General features: G+C 71.4%; 19 protein-coding genes and 1 pseudogene. 3 read left to right on the plus strand and 17 right to left on the minus strand.

The genetic code is table 11. The features are described from left to right. Positions 1-78 precede the first annotated feature (78 nt). From K1T35_RS43045 to infA, 12 genes and pseudogenes are all read right to left on the minus strand, one after another. Positions 79-1,023, minus strand: a complete 945-nt coding sequence (locus K1T35_RS43045) for an isopenicillin N synthase family oxygenase (protein WP_220257408.1) — start codon at positions 1,021-1,023, stop codon at positions 79-81. Beyond that, a complete protein-coding gene (locus tag K1T35_RS43050) occupies positions 1,020-1,475 on the minus strand; it encodes a nucleoside deaminase (protein ID WP_220257409.1) in 456 nt (151 codons plus the stop codon). The genes K1T35_RS43045 and K1T35_RS43050 overlap by 4 nt, the downstream gene beginning before the upstream one ends. Before the next feature lie 5 nt (positions 1,476-1,480). Further along, positions 1,481-2,884, minus strand: a complete 1,404-nt coding sequence (locus K1T35_RS43055) for a cytosine permease (protein ID WP_220257410.1) — start codon at positions 2,882-2,884, stop codon at positions 1,481-1,483. A 52-nt stretch (positions 2,885-2,936) separates the two neighbouring features. Continuing rightward, the gene (locus K1T35_RS43060) at positions 2,937-3,185 is read right to left on the minus strand and encodes a hypothetical protein (RefSeq protein ID WP_220257411.1); all 249 of its coding nucleotides are present in this window, start codon (positions 3,183-3,185) and stop codon (positions 2,937-2,939) included. A gap of 158 nt (positions 3,186-3,343) precedes the next feature. Next, complete coding sequence (truA, locus tag K1T35_RS43065; RefSeq protein WP_220257412.1) at positions 3,344-4,153, minus strand: tRNA pseudouridine(38-40) synthase TruA; 810 nt, start codon at positions 4,151-4,153, stop codon at positions 3,344-3,346. Positions 4,154-4,407: 254 nt separating this feature from the next. Continuing rightward, positions 4,408-4,944 (minus strand): annotated as a pseudogene (rplQ, locus tag K1T35_RS43070) (50S ribosomal protein L17); the annotation flags it as partial. Between the two features lie 2 nt (positions 4,945-4,946). Further along, positions 4,947-5,993 (minus strand): DNA-directed RNA polymerase subunit alpha, encoded by a 1,047-nt coding sequence (locus K1T35_RS43075; protein ID WP_220257414.1) that lies wholly within the window; start codon positions 5,991-5,993, stop codon positions 4,947-4,949. 93 nt (positions 5,994-6,086) lie between these two features. After that, complete coding sequence (gene rpsD / locus K1T35_RS43080; RefSeq protein WP_220257415.1) at positions 6,087-6,692, minus strand: 30S ribosomal protein S4; 606 nt, start codon at positions 6,690-6,692, stop codon at positions 6,087-6,089. A gap of 19 nt (positions 6,693-6,711) precedes the next feature. Beyond that, complete coding sequence (rpsK, locus tag K1T35_RS43085) at positions 6,712-7,119, minus strand: 30S ribosomal protein S11 (protein ID WP_220257416.1); 408 nt, start codon at positions 7,117-7,119, stop codon at positions 6,712-6,714. Further along, positions 7,119-7,499 carry a 30S ribosomal protein S13 gene (gene rpsM / locus K1T35_RS43090; protein ID WP_220257417.1) on the minus strand — a complete coding sequence of 127 codons (381 nt, stop codon included), beginning with the start codon at positions 7,497-7,499 and terminating at the stop codon, positions 7,119-7,121. The genes rpsK and rpsM overlap by 1 nt, the downstream gene beginning before the upstream one ends. 160 nt (positions 7,500-7,659) lie before the next feature. Next, on the minus strand, positions 7,660-7,773 hold the full coding sequence (rpmJ, locus tag K1T35_RS43095; protein ID WP_010148647.1) for a 50S ribosomal protein L36: 114 nt from the start codon (positions 7,771-7,773) through the stop codon (positions 7,660-7,662). A 30-nt stretch (positions 7,774-7,803) separates the two neighbouring features. Then, on the minus strand, positions 7,804-8,025 hold the full coding sequence (gene infA / locus K1T35_RS43100; protein ID WP_028929190.1) for a translation initiation factor IF-1: 222 nt from the start codon (positions 8,023-8,025) through the stop codon (positions 7,804-7,806). 254 nt (positions 8,026-8,279) lie between these two features. Between infA and K1T35_RS43105 the strand changes: the two genes are divergently transcribed. After that, a complete protein-coding gene (locus K1T35_RS43105) occupies positions 8,280-9,581 on the plus strand; it encodes an MFS transporter (protein ID WP_220257418.1) in 1,302 nt (433 codons plus the stop codon). 137 nt (positions 9,582-9,718) lie between these two features. Here the strand turns inward: K1T35_RS43105 and K1T35_RS43110 are convergent, their stop codons facing one another. The 4 genes from K1T35_RS43110 to K1T35_RS43125 form a co-directional block, all read right to left on the minus strand. Beyond that, positions 9,719-10,018: a putative quinol monooxygenase gene (locus K1T35_RS43110; protein ID WP_220257419.1), complete on the minus strand. Its 300-nt coding sequence runs from the start codon at positions 10,016-10,018 to the stop codon at positions 9,719-9,721. A gap of 10 nt (positions 10,019-10,028) precedes the next feature. Further along, positions 10,029-10,181, minus strand: a complete 153-nt coding sequence (locus tag K1T35_RS43115; protein WP_220257420.1) for a hypothetical protein — start codon at positions 10,179-10,181, stop codon at positions 10,029-10,031. 191 nt (positions 10,182-10,372) lie between these two features. Then, complete coding sequence (locus K1T35_RS43120; RefSeq protein WP_220257421.1) at positions 10,373-11,284, minus strand: LysR family transcriptional regulator; 912 nt, start codon at positions 11,282-11,284, stop codon at positions 10,373-10,375. Further along, positions 11,281-12,696, minus strand: a complete 1,416-nt coding sequence (locus K1T35_RS43125) for an MFS transporter (protein ID WP_220257422.1) — start codon at positions 12,694-12,696, stop codon at positions 11,281-11,283. Before K1T35_RS43125 ends, K1T35_RS43120 begins: the two co-directional genes overlap by 4 nt. 188 nt (positions 12,697-12,884) lie before the next feature. Here K1T35_RS43125 and K1T35_RS43130 point away from each other — a divergent pair, with 188 nt between their 5' ends. Beyond that, the gene (locus K1T35_RS43130) at positions 12,885-13,832 is read left to right on the plus strand and encodes an NAD(P)-dependent oxidoreductase (RefSeq protein ID WP_220257423.1); all 948 of its coding nucleotides are present in this window, start codon (positions 12,885-12,887) and stop codon (positions 13,830-13,832) included. Beyond that, positions 13,829-14,764 (plus strand): RNA polymerase sigma-70 factor, encoded by a 936-nt coding sequence (locus tag K1T35_RS43135; protein WP_220257424.1) that lies wholly within the window; start codon positions 13,829-13,831, stop codon positions 14,762-14,764. The genes K1T35_RS43130 and K1T35_RS43135 overlap by 4 nt, the downstream gene beginning before the upstream one ends. Here the strand turns inward: K1T35_RS43135 and K1T35_RS43140 are convergent. Further along, complete coding sequence (locus K1T35_RS43140) at positions 14,727-15,650, minus strand: AraC family transcriptional regulator (protein ID WP_220257425.1); 924 nt, start codon at positions 15,648-15,650, stop codon at positions 14,727-14,729. The two genes, K1T35_RS43135 and K1T35_RS43140, sit on opposite strands and share 38 nt — an antisense overlap. Positions 15,651-15,653 lie beyond the last annotated feature (3 nt).

Below are 15,653 nucleotides of genomic sequence, written 5' to 3' on the forward strand. Positions count from 1 at the left end.
GGGCGTTCCGAGAATCCAACCGGGAATCCAACGGGCCGGCTCCGCTGTCCGGGAGGTGGTGGGGCGCAGGCCCTGCTCTCAACCGACGGAGATCGCGTCCAGCCGTTCCCGCAGGAACGGCGCCGACACCACCGGCTCGAGGTCCGCCCGCCGCCCCACCGGCGGCGCGAGCGGCGTGATCAGCGCGTCGTGGTCGAGCTCGAAGAAGAACACCAGGGAGACGAGCTCCTCGTTCGGGGAGTCCGGCTGGGGCGGGAGCACCCGGTGCCGGCCGGAACGCCAGCGCAGCCCGGTCCAGTGGGCGAGCAGATCGCCGATGTTGACGGTGAACGCAGCAGCGTCGTACGGGGCGTCGGCCCATCCGGAGTCCTCGACGTCGACCTGGAGGCCGCCCGCGCCCGGCTCGCGGTCGAGCACGGTGACCGTGCCGAAGTCGGTGTGCGCCCCGATCCGGAACTGGCCCGGCGCCGGTTCGCCGACCTCGGTGAGCGGCGGGTACCGGTTGATGTTGAACGTCCAGGTCGGGTTCTTCGCGAGGGACGTCAGTGCGTCGCGCGGCAGGCCGAGCGCGTCGGCGCACAGCTCCAGCAGCTCGCGCGACACCGTCGTCATCGCCTCGACGTAGCGGGCAACGGCCGTCCGCAGCTCCGGCACCTCGTCCGGCCACACGTTCGGCGGGAACCACACCGCGTCCACCTCGGGATCTCCCGTGGGCGTCTCCGGGCCCACCGCGAACGACTCCTTCAGGTCCGGCGGGGTCTCCACGCCCTCGACGTTGCCGTTGGCCTCCACGCCGGGCGCGAGCCAGCCCCGCCCGCCGATCCGCACGGAGTACTTCTGCTTGACGTCGATGGGTAGCGCGAAGAACCGCCGCGCGGCCGCCCGGACGTCCGCGCGCAGGGCGTCGTCCACGCCGTGCCCCGCCGCGAGCAGGAATCCGGCCTTCTGCAGCGCGGTGTCCACGGTCGGGCCGATGGCCGGGTCGCCCTCGCGCCAGGCCGCCAGATCGATTGTGGGGATCATGAAGAGACCTCTCCGATGTCCTCGTACCAGAGATCGGGGCGGGCGGCGATGAAGTCGGTCATGAGCCCGACGCACCGCTCGTCGTCCAGCAGGGTGATCCGCACGCCGTGCTCGGCGAGCCAGTCGTGCCCGCCGGAGAACGTGCGCGCCTCGCCGACCACCACGGAACCGATCCCGAACTGCCGCACGAGCCCCGAGCAGTACCAGCACGGCGACAGCGTCGTGACCATGATCGTGCTGCGGTAGTCCCGCTGCCGACCGGCCGCCCGGAAGGCCGCGGTCTCGGCGTGCATCGACGGGTCGCCGTCCTGCACGCGCCGGTTGTGCCCGCGGCCGAGCAGGGCGCCATCCGCGGCGAACAGGGCCGCCCCGATCGGGATGCCGCCCTCGTCGAGACCGGCCTTCGCCTCGTCGAGCGCGACGTCGAGCAGAACAGCGGGATCGAGGGCCACGGGCTTCACTCTGCGGCTCGCGTGGTGCGCGCCGCAAGCGCGTACACCGCGGCCGCGAGCACGAACCCGACGATGAACGTCACGTCGCCCACACCGGGCACGAGTGCCGGCACCAGGCCGGTGAACAGCGCCTGGTTGGAGAACAGCGGCACCGAGACGACGATGCCGGCCAGCAGCGCGACGACGCCCGCATGGTTGCGGTAGCTCCGGTCGTAGAGCATCCCGACCGGGAGCCCGCCGCGGCGCAGGTACTGGTCGGTGAGCACCACGCCGAGCCACGGCCCGATCCAGTAGACGATGACGAGCAGGAACGCCTCGTAGCTGTGCGCGGCATCCGCGAGCGCGATCAGCGCGATCACGAACCCGACCACGCCGAACGCGAGCGCCACCACGGCGCGCGCCCAGCGCAGCGGCACGTCCACACCCAGGCTGAGGAACGCCATCGCGCCCGAGTAGACGTTCAGCACGTTGGCGGCCACGGCACCGAGGGCGATCGCCAGCAGGGTGAGCGCCGCGAGCGCACCCGGCAGCACGCCGACGAATGCCGTGGCGGGGTTGTCCGACACCAGACCGGCCGCCGCGGCTGCGCTGACCGACGCGGCGCCCACGATCATCAGCACGCTCGTGGAGCCGAAGAGCCCCAACCCGGCTGCGAGGCCGGTGCGCAGCGGCGGCGCATCGGCGGGCAGGTAGCGCGCGTAGTCGGCCGCGTACGGGCTCCAGCCCGCCGTGTAGCCGACGACCGCGCCGACGGTGAGCAGGAACCCGCCGACGCCTCCTGGGCCGGCGTCCGGGGCGACGTAGCCCGGGTCGGAGCGGGCGAGCACGATCACCGCGCCGATCGCGAACACGATCGCGAGCACCGGGAACGCGAACCGTTCGAACGCCTGCACGAGGTTGTGCCCGAAGAAGGCGACGCCGATCTGCACCAGCACGACGACGACCAGCCACGCCGCGGCCGGCCAGCCGGTGAGCGACTCCAGCGCGAACGCGGCGCTGACGCTGTTGACGGCGAACCAGCCGAAGCCCGACGTGATCATCATCAGCGCCGACGGCACGGCGTTCCCGCGGTACCCGAACGCCGCCCTGCCGAGCACCATCTGCGGCACCCCGACCGACGGCGCTCGCGCCGACAGCACCCCGTGGGCCAGCGCGGAGATCCCGTTGCCGAGCAGGATGGCAGCGACGGCCTGCGGGAACGTCAGCCCGAACGCCGTCACGGACAGGACCCCGACGAAGACCGTTGCGAACTCGAGGTTGGGCGACGTCCACGTCCAGAACAGCTGACGGGGCCGCCCGTGCCGCTCGGCGGCGGGAATCGGCTCGTTCCCACCCGGCTCGACGGCCGCCACCCGATCGCCGTAGTTGCGGTCCTCGGCGGTGGCAGCGGGTGATTGCTCGGCGGTCACCGCATCACTCTCGATCGCCGGCGCCGCCGGGGCAACAGCCCGGCCCCCAAGATTAACCGCGATGTTCGATACCGGGGACCACGGTGAGGTCGAGCGCCCGCAGGACGGCCTGCATCTGCTCGACCGCGGGCCGGCCCCTGCGCTCCCGCAGCTGACGAACGGCCTGGTCGAGCTGCTCCGGAGTGATCGTGCGCTGAGCAACCCGCTGTGCGGGGCGACGGCCGATGTCGAGGGAGACGCACCCGCAGTCGGCGGCGGTGCGGTCCGGGTTTCCCAACCGGACGTCAGGCGTCGTCGTCAAGGCGGCTCCGTTCGATGGCGCAACGGGTGAGACTCGATCCAACGGGTGAAAGGATCGGGCCGGCGTCACCGTACGTGTTGTCCCTGTTCGTGTGAATTGCCCCGGAGGAAAATTCACTTACGACCTGGAGGGGGTACGCTGTACGTCACCCGTTCAGCCTAATTGCCCTTCGGATCGGGGACACGGAGTCGTCGCGTGGCGTGGGCCCGAACGGCGAGCTCGGACGCAGGCGGGTAGTCCACCGCCACCAGCGTGAGCCCATGAGCCGGCGCGACCGGCACCTCGCTCGCGCGCTCCGAGCGCAGCAGCAGGCCTGCGGGCCAGCCCACCGCCCGCCTGCCCCGCCCGACGTCCAGCAGCGCGCCGACCAGGCTACGCACCATCGAATGGCAGAACGCGTCGGCGGCCACAGCGGCCTCCACGATGCCGCCGACGTCGCGCGTCCAGGTCAGCTCCTGCAGCGCCCGCACCGTGGTGGCGCCTTCCCGCCGCTTGCAGAAGGCGGCGAAGTCGTGCTCCCCGAGCAGCTCGTCCGAGGCCGCCTGCACGGCACCGAGGTCGAGCGGGTGCGGCCAGGAGAGGGTGTCGCGGGCCCGCAGCGGTTCGGCGCCGTACGGGGTCGTGGCGATCCGGTAGCGGTAGTGACGGCGCAGCGCGGAGAAGCGGGCGTCGAACTCACCGGGCGCATGCGTCACGGCCCGCACGCGCACGTCCGGCGGCAGCAGACGGGCGAGGCGGCGTACCAGCCACCCCGGATCGAGGTCTGCCGCCAAGTCGGCGTGGGCGACCTGACCGGTGGCATGCACCCCGGCATCGGTGCGCCCGGCCACCGTCAGACTCGCCGGCGCCCGCAGGACCACGCCGAGCGCGTCCTCCAGCACCCCGCACACCGTCCGGCGACCGGGCTGGCGGGCCCACCCGGAGAAGTCGGTGCCGTCGTAGGAGATGTCGAGCCGGAACCGCGACACCGGTGGAACGCCGACGAGCCCGCCGTCCGGATGGGCGGCGGGCTCGACGGGATACTGCTGCGTGATCAGGACTCCTCGGAGTCGGCATCCTCACGCTGGGCGGCGGGCAGCTCGAAACCGGCGGCCTCTGCGGCCTCCGGCGTGGCGAACCAGACCTCGGCCACGGTGCGGTCGTAGTGCGCCGACCCGGGCACGTGGTACAGCTTCGAGTCCTCGTTGCCCTTGACCGGGAAGCCCTCCGGGGCCTCGGCGGGATCGTCCAGCGGGGCGTGGCTGCCCTCGCCGTACGGCGCGTCGACGGTGGAGGTGCTCTCCTCGACGGCCTCGGTGGACTCGGCCTCGGGCGCGGCCTCCTCCGCGGGCGCCGGAGCAGCGGCCTTCTGCTGCTGCGAGGCCGCGACGCGACGGGCGCGGTCGGCCTCGTCGGTGACGGTCCGCTGCGCGACCAGCTCGATCACTGCCATGGGGGCGTTGTCGCCCTTGCGCGGCAGCGTCTTGGTGATCCGCGTGTAGCCACCGTTGCGGTCGGAGAAGAACGGGCCGATCTCCTCGATGAGCCGGTGCACGACGTCCTTGCGCCGGATCACCTTGAGGATCTCGCGGCGGTTGTGCAGGTCGCCCCGCTTCGCCTTGGTGATCAACCGCTCCGCGTACGGCCGCAGCCGGCGCGCCTTCGCCTCGGTGGTGGTGATCCGACCGTGCTCGAAGAGCGCCGTGGCCAGGTTGGCCAGGATCAGCCGCTGGTGCGCGGGCGACCCGCCGAGACGGGGGCCCTTGGTGGGCTGAGGCATGGCTACAGCTGCTCCGTTTCTGCGTAGTCCTGGCCGTCGTCCCCGAAGCGGTCGGGGTCGAACGGGGTGTCGGACCCGTACTCGACGGCGGCGGCCGACGGGTCGAATCCGGGCGGGCTGTCCTTCAGGGCCAGACCGAGGCCGACGAGCTTCATCTTGACCTCGTCGATCGACTTGGCACCGAAGTTGCGGATGTCGAGCAGGTCGGCCTCGCTGCGGCCCACCAGCTCACCCACCGTGTGGATGCCCTCGCGCTTCAGGCAGTTGTAGGAGCGGACGGTGAGGTCCAGCTCCTCGATCGGCATCGCGAAGGCCGCGATGGTGTCGGCCTCCTGCGGCGACGGGCCGATCTCGATGCCCTCGGCGTCGACGTTGAGCTCGCGGGCGAGCCCGAACAGCTCCACGAGGGTCTTACCGGCCGAGGCCAGCGCGTCCCGCGGGGTGATCGACGGCTTGGTCTCGACGTCCAGCACCAGCTTGTCGAAGTCGGTGCGCTGCTCGACGCGGGTGGCCTCGACCTTGTAGGTGACCTTCATGACCGGCGAGTAGATCGAGTCGACCGGGATGCGGCCGATCTCGGCGCCGGTGGCCTTGTTCTGCATGGCCGGCACGTAGCCACGGCCCCGCTCGACGACGAGCTCCACCTCGAGGCGGCCCTTGTCGTTCAGGGTGGCGATGTGCAGGTCCGGGTTGTGCACGGTGACACCGGCAGGCGGCACGATGTCGCCAGCGGTGACGGTGCCGGGGCCCTGCTTGCGCAGGTACATGGTCACCGGCTCGTCCTCCTCGGAGCTCACGACGAGCTCCTTGAGGTTCAGGATGATGTCGGTGACGTCCTCCTTGACCCCAGGCACGGTGGTGAACTCGTGCAGGACGCCGTCGATGCGGATGCTCGTGACGGCGGCACCGGGGATGGAGGAGAGCAGCGTGCGCCGGAGCGAGTTGCCCAGCGTGTAGCCGAAGCCCGGCTCCAGCGGCTCGATGACGAACCGGGAACGGGTGTCGACGACCGATTCCTCGGCCAGTGAGGGGCGCTGAGAGATCAGCATGGGTGTGGTGCCTCCTTCAGGCCTGCGGCAACCGCTATTTGATGCCGCAGCGAGAACCCCGACCCCACCCTGCGGGGTCGGGGGTGTCGAGCGCTACTTGCTGTAGAGCTCGACGATCAGCTGCTCGTTGACCTGCGTGTCGATCTGGGCCCGCTCGGGGAGCTGGTGCACCAGGATCCGCATGGTCGAGGGGACGACCTGCAGCCAGGCCGGGACCGGACGGTCGCCGAGGAGCTCCTTGGCGATGATGAACGGGTCCGTGCCGAGCGACTTGGGCCGCACGTCGACGATGTCGAACTTCGACACCCGGTAGCTGGGGATGTTCACCTTCTCGCCGTTGACGAGGAAGTGGCCATGAGCCACCAGCTGGCGGGCCATCCGCCGGGTACGGGCGAGACCCGCCCGGTACACGACGTTGTCCAGCCGGGTCTCGAGGATCTGCAGCAGGTTGTCGCCGGTCTTGCCCTGGCGACGGTTGGCTTCCTCGTAGTAGCGGCTGAACTGCTTCTCGAGGACGCCGTAGGCGAACTTCGCCTTCTGCTTCTCCTGCATCTGCAGGAGGTACTCGGTCTCCTTGATCCGGATCCGGCCGTGCTGGCCGGGCGGATAGGGACGGCGCTCGAACGCCTGGTCGCCGCCGACGAGGTCGACCTTCAGCCGGCGGGACTTGCGGGTCATGGGTCCGGTGTAACGAGCCATGTCTGGTTACTCCCTTTCCCTAGACCCGGCGCCGCTTGGGCGGACGGCAGCCGTTGTGCGGCTGCGGGGTGACGTCGGAGATCGTGCCGACCTCGAGGCCGGCGGCCTGCAGCGAACGGATCGCGGTCTCCCGGCCGGAGCCGGGGCCCTTCACGAACACGTCGACCTTCTTCATGCCGTGCTCGGCGGCCTTGCGGGCGGCGCTCTCGGCGGCCATCTGCGCCGCGAACGGCGTGGACTTGCGCGAGCCCTTGAAACCGACGTGGCCTGCGGAGGCCCACGCGATCACGGCGCCGTTGGGGTCGGTGATCGAGACGATCGTGTTGTTGAACGTGCTCTTGATGTGGGCCTGGCCCACGGCGACGTTCTTCTTCTCCTTGCGGCGGACCTTCTTGGGCCCGGCCGCAGCGCGGCTGCGGGGCGGCATTACTTCTTACCTGCCTTCTTCTTGCCGGCCACGGTCTTCTTCGGACCCTTGCGGCTACGGGCGTTGGTCTTGGTGCGCTGACCGCGCACCGGCAGGCCCCGGCGGTGCCGGATCCCCTGGTAGCAGCCGATCTCGATCTTGCGACGGATATCGGCCTGCACCTCGCGGCGCAGGTCACCCTCGACGCGGTAGTTGGTCTCGATGTACTCGCGGAGGGCGGCGATGTCCTCGTCGGTCAGGTCCCGGGAGCGCAAGTCCGGGTCGATGCCGGTGCCCTGCAGGATCTCCTTGGACCGGGTGCGTCCGATCCCGTAGATGTAAGTCAGCGCGATCTCCATCCGCTTCTCGCGGGGGAGGTCGACGCCGGACAGGCGTGCCATGCGGCGGGGTTCTCCTCTGTCGTGTTCGCCAGGTCTGCCCAGCGCCCGCCCCGGGCGGTGTGGCTCGCCCGGGCCCCGGCCTGGTTCCGGGGGTGGTAGCGCCCGTGTGGCGCGGTAGGCGCGCTGGGTTCCTCTGTGTTGTGCCGCGGCTAGCGGATGATCAGCCCTGGCGCTGCTTGTGGCGCAGGTTCTCGCAGATCACCATGACCCGCCCGTGACGGCGGATCACCTTGCACTTGTCGCAGATCTTCTTGACGCTCGGCTGGACCTTCACGTCCGTCGCTCTCTCGTTTGGGTCAGGTCGTCACTTGTAGCGGTAGACGATGCGGCCGCGGGTCAGGTCGTACGGCGACAGCTCGACCACCACGCGGTCCTCGGGGAGGATCCGGATGTAGTGCTGACGCATCTTGCCGCTGATGTGTGCGAGGACCCGGTGTCCGTTCTCCAGCTCCACGCGGAACATCGCGTTCGGCAGGGGTTCGACGACCCGGCCCTCGACCTCGATCGCCCCGTCCTTCTTGGCCATGTCCTCCGCGTTCCGTGACAGGTGGACGTACTCTTCGTTCGTGCTTGGGCACGTCGCTGCTCCGGGACCGTGAGGTGCGGGAGGCACGACGGAACCGGCGCCAGTAGGCGCGCCGAAAACCCAGTGTACGACCGTTGCGCGGGCCCGCGCACATGGGGTAGGCGGGTCCGGCCGGAAACGAGAGGTTCCTGTCGGCCCGCGGCGTTACTGTCGCTTGACATCGACTCGACTTCAGGTAGTTCCGTGGAACGGTGATGACCACACAGCTCTCCGGCAGCAGCCGCCTGCCTCGGCCGATCCGACCGTTCCGCCACCGCGAGTACCGCCTGCTGGTCACGTCCATGGCGGCCTCGCTGTTCGCGAGCGGCCTGTGGCTGGTCGCGAGCGTCTACCAGGTCATCGCCCTCGGCGGCGGCCCCACCCAGCTCTCGGTGGTGGCCACGGCCACCGCCGTCGGCCTGCTGGTCAGCGTCCTCGGTGGTGGGGTCGCCGCCGACCGGCTGCCCAAACGGGCGCTACTACTCGGGGTCGAGGGCGTCCGGGTCCTCTCGGCCACCACGGCGGGCGTGCTGGCCGTCACGGGTGCCCTGCAGCTGTGGCACCTCGCCGTCATCTCGTTCGTGCTCGGCGCGGCGGAGGCCTTCTTCTTCCCCGCGTACTCGGCGATCCTGCCCACCCTCCTGCCCGCCGACGAGCTGCTCGCGGCCAACGGCGTGGAGGGCACCCTGCGCCCGGTGGCGCAGCAGGCGCTCGGGCCTGCGCTCGCGGGTGTGCTGGTCGGCGCGTTCGCCCCGAGCGCCGCGTTGCTGATCGCGGCGGGCATCTACGCGCTCGCAGCGGTCACGCTCGTGGCCATGCGGCGGGTCGCCGTGCCACCGGCCGCCGAGCGCAGCTCCGTGCTGGGCGACCTGTCGGAGGGCTTCCGCTACCTGTTCCGCACCGGCTGGCTGTTCGCCACGCTCGCCTTCGCCACGTTCTACGTGCTGGTGCTGCTCGGCCCGATCGAGGTGCTCCTGCCCTTCGCCGTGCGCGACCAGACCGAGGGCGGGGCCAGCAGCTTCGCGCTCGTGCTCGGCGCGTTCGGGATAGGCGGGGCGATCGGGTCGCTTGTGGTGTCGTCGTGGCGGCTGCCCCGGCGCTACCTCACGGCCATGATCCTCCTGTGGGGCGCCGGTGCCGCCCCGCTCGCCCTGATCGGAATCACCACCCAGCTGTGGGTCATGGCCGCAGCCACCTTCGTCGTCGGGTTCACCGGCGCGGTGGCGATGGTCATCTGGGGCACGTTGCTGCAGCGGCGCGTCCCCCCGCACCTGCTCGGGCGCGTCTCCAGCCTCGACTTCTTCGTGTCGCTCGCCCTCATGCCGGTGTCGATGGCCATCGCGGGCCCCGTCGGGGAGCGGCTCGGCGTGCCGATGACGTTCGTGCTGGCCGGGCTCGTGCCGGTGTTCCTCGCCGTGGCGGCGATCCTCGGCTGGCGGCTTCCGGCCGACGAGATCGCCCACCCCATCGACGTCCCCGCCGATCCGGAGAAGGCAGAGACCCAGCCCGCGGCCTGAGTCGGGCCGGGTGACCGCCGCAGCCGGAGAGGGCCCCGCCATGGGCTGGGGCATGATCGTCGGATGTGGTGCGGAAACGACAAATATGTCGCCCTGACACCACTTCTGGCGATCAACGCCCGGGATGTCCCAGCAAGCTAGCCGACCTCGAAACGCTCGATCGTCGGCGTCACCCCGGGCGCCCAGAGCGCCACGAGGGCATCCATGGCGGCGGAGTCGCGACTGCGCTCCGCCTCCATGTGCCGTTCCAGCAGCTCCTGGTTGGTCCAGCGTTCGAGCAGCACCATCGTGTCGGGGTCGTCGACGCCCCGGAACAGCTCGTACTGCTCGCAGCCCTCCTCCGCTCGCGCGGTCGCCTGCACGGCCTTGAACACGCCGGCGAACTCCTCTGCTTTGCCCGGGGCGACGCGAATCGTGATGACATGACGGATGGCCACCGGCCTGCTCCTACCGTGCGTATCCGAATCGGCGAAGTGCCTCGTGGGGGAAGCCCAGGTCGACGGCGCTGGCAGCGTCCAGCTGCTCCTGGTGGTGCTGATCGAACTCGACCTCGAGGGCCCCGAGGTTGTCCTCCAGCCACCCCCGCGTCCCCCCAAGCACGGCGCCGACGTTCGCGACGGCGAAACCGTACGCCGCACGAAGCGGCTGGGCAACGGATCGCAAACCACGCATCTCGTCCAGGGCCGGCGAGTGCGCACCCGCTCGACGGGCCGGACAAGGCACGTCAGAAATGTCGCTGTGATAACCATTCCCGGTGATCACCCCGCGGGGCGATAGGCGTGTTCCTCTTCTTACGGCGGATCGTCGAGCCAGCCGAGCTCGCGGCTCAGCTCCCGCACGCAACGGGCGAGCGCCAGGAGCTCCGGCCGGTCGGTCGCATCCGATGCCAGCATCATCGACCACGTGAAGACCGGGGTCGGGTCGACCAGCGGCCGGAAGACCATGGTCGGCGGTGGCACCGACCAGGCGGTTGTCGGTACGACGCACAGCCCGGAGCCCACCACCTCGGCCGCGCCGACGGAGCCGTGCGTCGTCCCCGGCCAGCGCCGGGGGACGACCCCGGCCTGCCGGCAGAAACCCTCGACGAACCGCACCCACTCCGGTGCCGTCTCGACCGGCAACAGGAGCTCGACCCCGGCCAGCTCGGCCACCGGCACGGCCGCCAGCCCCGCGAGCGGGTGGTCGACGGCCGTGCCGAGCAGCACGCGCTCGTGGCGCACCGGTTCGGCGTGCACGGCGGCCGGCACGCCCGCGGCGAACCCGAACAGGGCATCGAGCCGCCCTTCCCGCAGCGCGACGAGGCCGCGCGGCACGCCCTCCTCCACCTCGCGAACGGCGATGTCAGGGTGTTGCCTGCGGATCCGCCGCAGGATCTCCGCGCCGGTCTGCAGGCCGCTGGATGAGACGTCGACCCTGAGCTGCGGCCTCGGCTCGCCGTCGCCCGCGTGCCGGACCGCGTTGAAGGTGGCCTCGACGGCCGCCAGCGAACGCCGCGCCGACTCCAGCAGCAGCCGGCCGGCGGGCGTGAGCCGCACCGAGCGGGTCGTCCGTTCCAGCAGCGTGGTGCCCAGCTCCCGCTCCAGCTGCTGGACGATCCGGCTCACGGCCTGCTGCGAGATGAACAGGCGGCGAGCCGCCGCGGAGAAGCTGCGCTCTTCCGCGACGGCGACGAAGCACCGTAGGTGCTTGAGATCAAGGCTCACCGGCCGGGCCGTCTCCGATCGCGCATTCCGACGAGCACGATCAGCGCGCCGAGCAGGGGCAGGACGGTCGCGGCGACCGCGCCCCACCGGGCCGCATGCAGGCCGAGATCCGGTGCCACGGCGTCCGGTGGGTTGCCCCGCAGCCCTGCCGTGACGGCCGTGGCGACGATCGCGAGTCCGAGCCCGCCACCCAGCTGCAGGGCGGTGTTGTTCAGACCGGCTGCAGTGCCCTGGTCGGCGGGCTCGATGCCGTGCACGCCCCCCAGCGTGGCCGCCGGGTAGGCGAGCCCCATGCCGAGCCCGAAGCTCAGCAGCGTCCCGACAACCACCAGCCAGGTCACCGCCCCCGGCGTCAGCGCGATCAGAACGGCGTCGCCGACGGCGACGATCAGCATCGCGGTCGCGTATACCGTACGAAGCCCGAACCGGTGGAGCAACGGCGGCGCGAGGTAGCGGGAGACCAGGGCGGACGCCACCGCACCAGGCAGCAGCGTGAGGGCCGTCTGCCACGGCGACCAGTGCAGCACGCTCTGCTGGTAGAGGGTCACGACGTACGAGATCCCGAACGGCGCGGCGAGCACGGTCAGCGCCGCGGCGTCGGCGGCCCTCAGCGTGCGCAGCCGCAACACCCGGAGCGGGAGCAGCGGCGACCGGGACGCACGCTCGATGGCGAGGAACGCCGCGAGCAGCACGAGCCCGCCGACGATCGGTGCGGCGACGCCCAGCGGGTCTGCGTCGGGCACGCCTGCGAGGGTGATGCCGTACATCAGCAGCACCGATCCGGCGGTCACGGTCACCGCACCGGCCAGGTCGTACCCGCCACGCTTGGCCGGCTTCCCGACCGGGAGCGCCGCCAGCGCCACGGCCAGCGTGATCGCCACGGCGGGGACCTTCGCGAGGAAGATCCACCGCCAGGACAACCCGCTCGTGATGAGCCCGCCGAACACCAGTCCGGCGCTGAACCCGCTCGCCGCGGCCGCGGCGAAGATGCCGAACGCTCTCGTCCGGGCCCGCTCGTCGGTGAACGCCGTCGCCAGGATCGATATCGCCGCAGGCACGGTCAACGCCGCCCCGACACCCTGGACGGCTCGCGCCCCGATCAGGACCACCGCCGAGCCGGCGAGGCCGCACACCAGTGACGCGATGCCGAAGACGGCGAGCCCGGCCAGGAACACCGGACGGCTCCCCAGCAGGTCGCTCGCCCGGCCGCCGAACAACAGAAAGCCGCCGTACGTCACGACGTAGGCCGCCGCGATCCAGGGCAACGCGCTGGTGGCGACCTGCAGGCTGACCTGGATCTCGGGCAACGCGATCTGCGTGATCGAGAGGTCGAGCGCGTCGAAGAATATGACCGCGGAAACGACCGCGAGCAGCATTCCGGGCCGGGTGTCGGTTCTCCGGACATCCGTCATCACAATCCGCCCTCACCAGAACTGAATTTCCGGATCCGACGCTAACTCGGGATTTCCGGCACGAGAAACACGGATCCGACGACGATCCACAACCCCGTGTTGTGGGTGAGACGCGGGCCACTGTCACCAGCCCGCCGGGTGTCTCGTCTCAGGGGACGACACCATCGGGAGAGTGGAAGGAGCCCGTCATGCGGGTCTTCGTCGCAGGCGGTACCGGAGCGCTGGGCCGGCGGCTGGTGCCGCAACTGGTGGCGCACGGGCACGAGGTGACCGCGACCACCCGGAGCGCGAGCAAGGCCGGTGAGCTGCAGGCCCTCGGCGCCCGTCCCGTCGTGGTGGACGGGCTGGACGGGATCGCGGTCGGGCGGGCGGTCGCCGAGGCGCAACCCGACGCGATCGTGCACCAGATGACCGCGTTGGCCGCTGCGGCGGACCTGCGCCGGTTCGACCGCTGGTTCGCCACGACCAACGAGTTGCGCACGACCGGCACCCGGCACCTGCTGGCCGCGGCACGGGCGAGCGGCGTGGAGAAGGTGGTTGCGCAGAGCTACATCGGGTGGAACAACAGCCGGACCGGTGGCCCGGTGAAGACGGAGGACGACCCGCTCGACCCCGAGCCCACGGCGGCGCAGCGGGAGTCCATGGCCGCGATCCGGTACCTGGAGAAGGCCGTGGTGGATGCGCCGCTCACCGGGATCGTGCTGCGGTACGGCAACTTCTACGGGCCCGGGGCGTCGGAGTCGATGGTCGAGCTGGTCCGCGCGCGGAAGATGCCGATCGTCGGCAAGGGCACCGGGGTGTGGTCGTTCATCCACCTCGACGACGCCGCCACCGCTACCGTCGCGGCTGTGGAACGAGGGAGCGCGGGTGTCTACAACGTCGTCGACGACGACCCTGCGCCGGTGGCGGAGTGGCTGCCCCACCTCGCCGCGGCGGTGGGCGCGAAGCCGCCGATGCGGCTGCCGGTGTGGCTCGCGCGGGCGGCAGCGGGGGAGGTCGTCGTGCGGTGGATGACCGAGGGGCGCGGCGCGTCCAACGAGAAGGCGAAGCGCGAGCTGGGCTGGCGACCGGCATGGACCAGCTGGCGGGACGGCTTCCGCCACGGCCTGGCCGACACCGTGGAGGCGCGTGGATGACCGAGCAAGAGGAACCACCGGAAGCGCTGCGCCCGCTGCTGTTCTCGATCGCCTACCGGATGCTCGGCAGCGTCAGCGACGCCGAGGACATCGTGCAGGAGGCCTTCCTCCGCCACCAGCGGGCGCTCGGGGAGGGAACGCGGATCGAGTCGACGAAGGCCTACCTCTCCGCGGTGACGACCCGGCTCGCGATCGACCACCTGCGGTCGGCGCGGGTCCGTCGCGAGTCCTACGTCGGGCAGTGGCTCCCCGAGCCGCTGCTCACCGACGACGGGGACGAGGACCCCGCAGCGCACGCGGAGCAGGCCGACTCGCTGTCGATGGCCTTCCTCCTCGTGCTGGAGCGGCTGAACCCGGTCGAGCGGGCCGTCTTCCTGCTCCACGACGTGTTCGGCTACGGCTACGACGAGGTGGCCGGGATCGTGGGGAAGAGCGAGGCGAACAGCCGCCAGCTCGCCACCCGCGCCCGCAGGCACCTCGAGGAGAGCAGGCGGCGGTTCGACGCCTCCCGGCAGGAGCAGCAGGAGCTCGCCGAGAAGTTCTTCGCCGCCGTCACCGACGGCGATCTGGACGGGCTGGTCGAGACGCTGGCCGCCGACGTCGTCGTCTACGGGGACGGGGGCGGAAAGGCGCCGCAGTGGATGGTCCCGATCGCGGGCGTCGACAAGGTGTCGCGCCTGTTCGCGGCGTTGGGCCGCCAGATGCGCGAGCTGGGCGTCCGGCTGCAGCTGCGCGAGGTCAACGGGCAGCCGGGTGCGCTGGTGCTCGACCCGGAAGGCCGGATCACCAACGTGTTCGTGCTCGACGTCGCCGACGGCGCCGTTCAGACCATCCGCTCGGTCATCAACCCGGACAAGCTCCAGCACCTCGGGCCGGTCGCCGACGTGCGTGCCCTCATGCGCGAGCTGCGGTCACGGCCGGAGCCAGGGTGACGGCCTCGGGCCGGGGCCGTTCGCGGTACTGGCCGGGCGCCACTCCGAACTCCCGCTTGAACGCCTTCGCGAAGGCGAACTCCGAGACGTAGCCGATGCGGGCGGCGACGGCCCGCAGCGGGCGGTCGGACTCGCGCAGGAGCCGCGCGGCCGTGGTCATCCGCCACCAGGTGAGGTAGGCCAACGGGGGCGAGCCGACGGTCTCGGCGAACCGGCGCGCGAACGGGGCCCGGGAGAGCCCGGCCAGCGCCGCGAGCGACTGCACCGTCCACGGCCGTTCGGGGTGGCTGTGGATGGCGCGCAGCGCCTCCGCCACCGCGGGATCGCCCAGCGCCGCGCTCCAGCCCGTCGCCGCGGCCGCAGGCTGCTCGTCGTACCAGGCGCGCACCATGTACACGAGCAGGAGGTCGAGGAGCGCCGACTTCGCCGCGTCCGTACCAGGAGCGGTGGCGACCTCCGCGGCGAGCAGGTCGAGTGCGCCGCGCAGAGCGGGGTGCTTCCCTGCCTGCAGGTGCACGACGTCGGGGAGCTCAGCCACCAGCGGGTGCTCCCGCGACCGGTCGAGCCGGTAGGCGCCGCACAGCATCTCCGCCCGCGGTCCGGCCCCCGCGCCCGCCACCGCCCGGCCGAACTCGACCAGTGGCGTCGTTGGCGTGTCGGCGATGGCGTGGACGAGGCCGTGGGGAAGGAACACCACATCGCCTGCGGCGACTGCCACCGGTGGACCGAGCCCCGGGATGACGAACCCGGTGCCGTGCAGGACCGCGTGGAACCCCGCCCCCTCCTGCGCGGGGAACCGGATGCCCCATGGCGCCGCCAGCCGCGTGCGCGACGCGTGCGGGTGCCCGGTTCGCATGACCCTGATCGCGTCGCTGAGTACGTCCACCCG

The organism is Pseudonocardia sp. DSM 110487 (genome assembly GCF_019468565.1).
Lineage (GTDB): Bacteria > Actinomycetota > Actinomycetes > Mycobacteriales > Pseudonocardiaceae > Pseudonocardia.

What these genes read in the sequence shown, in the direction of transcription:
- K1T35_RS43045 (WP_220257408.1), bottom strand. Translation starts at nt 1,023, where the DNA reads ATGATCCCCACAATCGATCTGGCGGCCTGGCGCGAGGGCGACCCGGCC.
- K1T35_RS43075 (WP_220257414.1), bottom strand. Translation starts at nt 5,993, where the DNA reads ATGCTGATCTCTCAGCGCCCCTCACTGGCCGAGGAATCGGTCGTCGAC.
- rpsD (WP_220257415.1), bottom strand. Translation starts at nt 6,692, where the DNA reads ATGGCTCGTTACACCGGACCCATGACCCGCAAGTCCCGCCGGCTGAAG.
- rpsK (WP_220257416.1), bottom strand. Translation starts at nt 7,119, where the DNA reads ATGCCGCCCCGCAGCCGCGCTGCGGCCGGGCCCAAGAAGGTCCGCCGC.
- rpsM (WP_220257417.1), bottom strand. Translation starts at nt 7,499, where the DNA reads ATGGCACGCCTGTCCGGCGTCGACCTCCCCCGCGAGAAGCGGATGGAG.
- infA (WP_028929190.1), bottom strand. Translation starts at nt 8,025, where the DNA reads ATGGCCAAGAAGGACGGGGCGATCGAGGTCGAGGGCCGGGTCGTCGAA.
- K1T35_RS43105 (WP_220257418.1), top strand. Translation starts at nt 8,280, where the DNA reads ATGACCACACAGCTCTCCGGCAGCAGCCGCCTGCCTCGGCCGATCCGA.
- K1T35_RS43125 (WP_220257422.1), bottom strand. Translation starts at nt 12,696, where the DNA reads ATGACGGATGTCCGGAGAACCGACACCCGGCCCGGAATGCTGCTCGCG.
- K1T35_RS43130 (WP_220257423.1), top strand. Translation starts at nt 12,885, where the DNA reads ATGCGGGTCTTCGTCGCAGGCGGTACCGGAGCGCTGGGCCGGCGGCTG.
- K1T35_RS43135 (WP_220257424.1), top strand. Translation starts at nt 13,829, where the DNA reads ATGACCGAGCAAGAGGAACCACCGGAAGCGCTGCGCCCGCTGCTGTTC.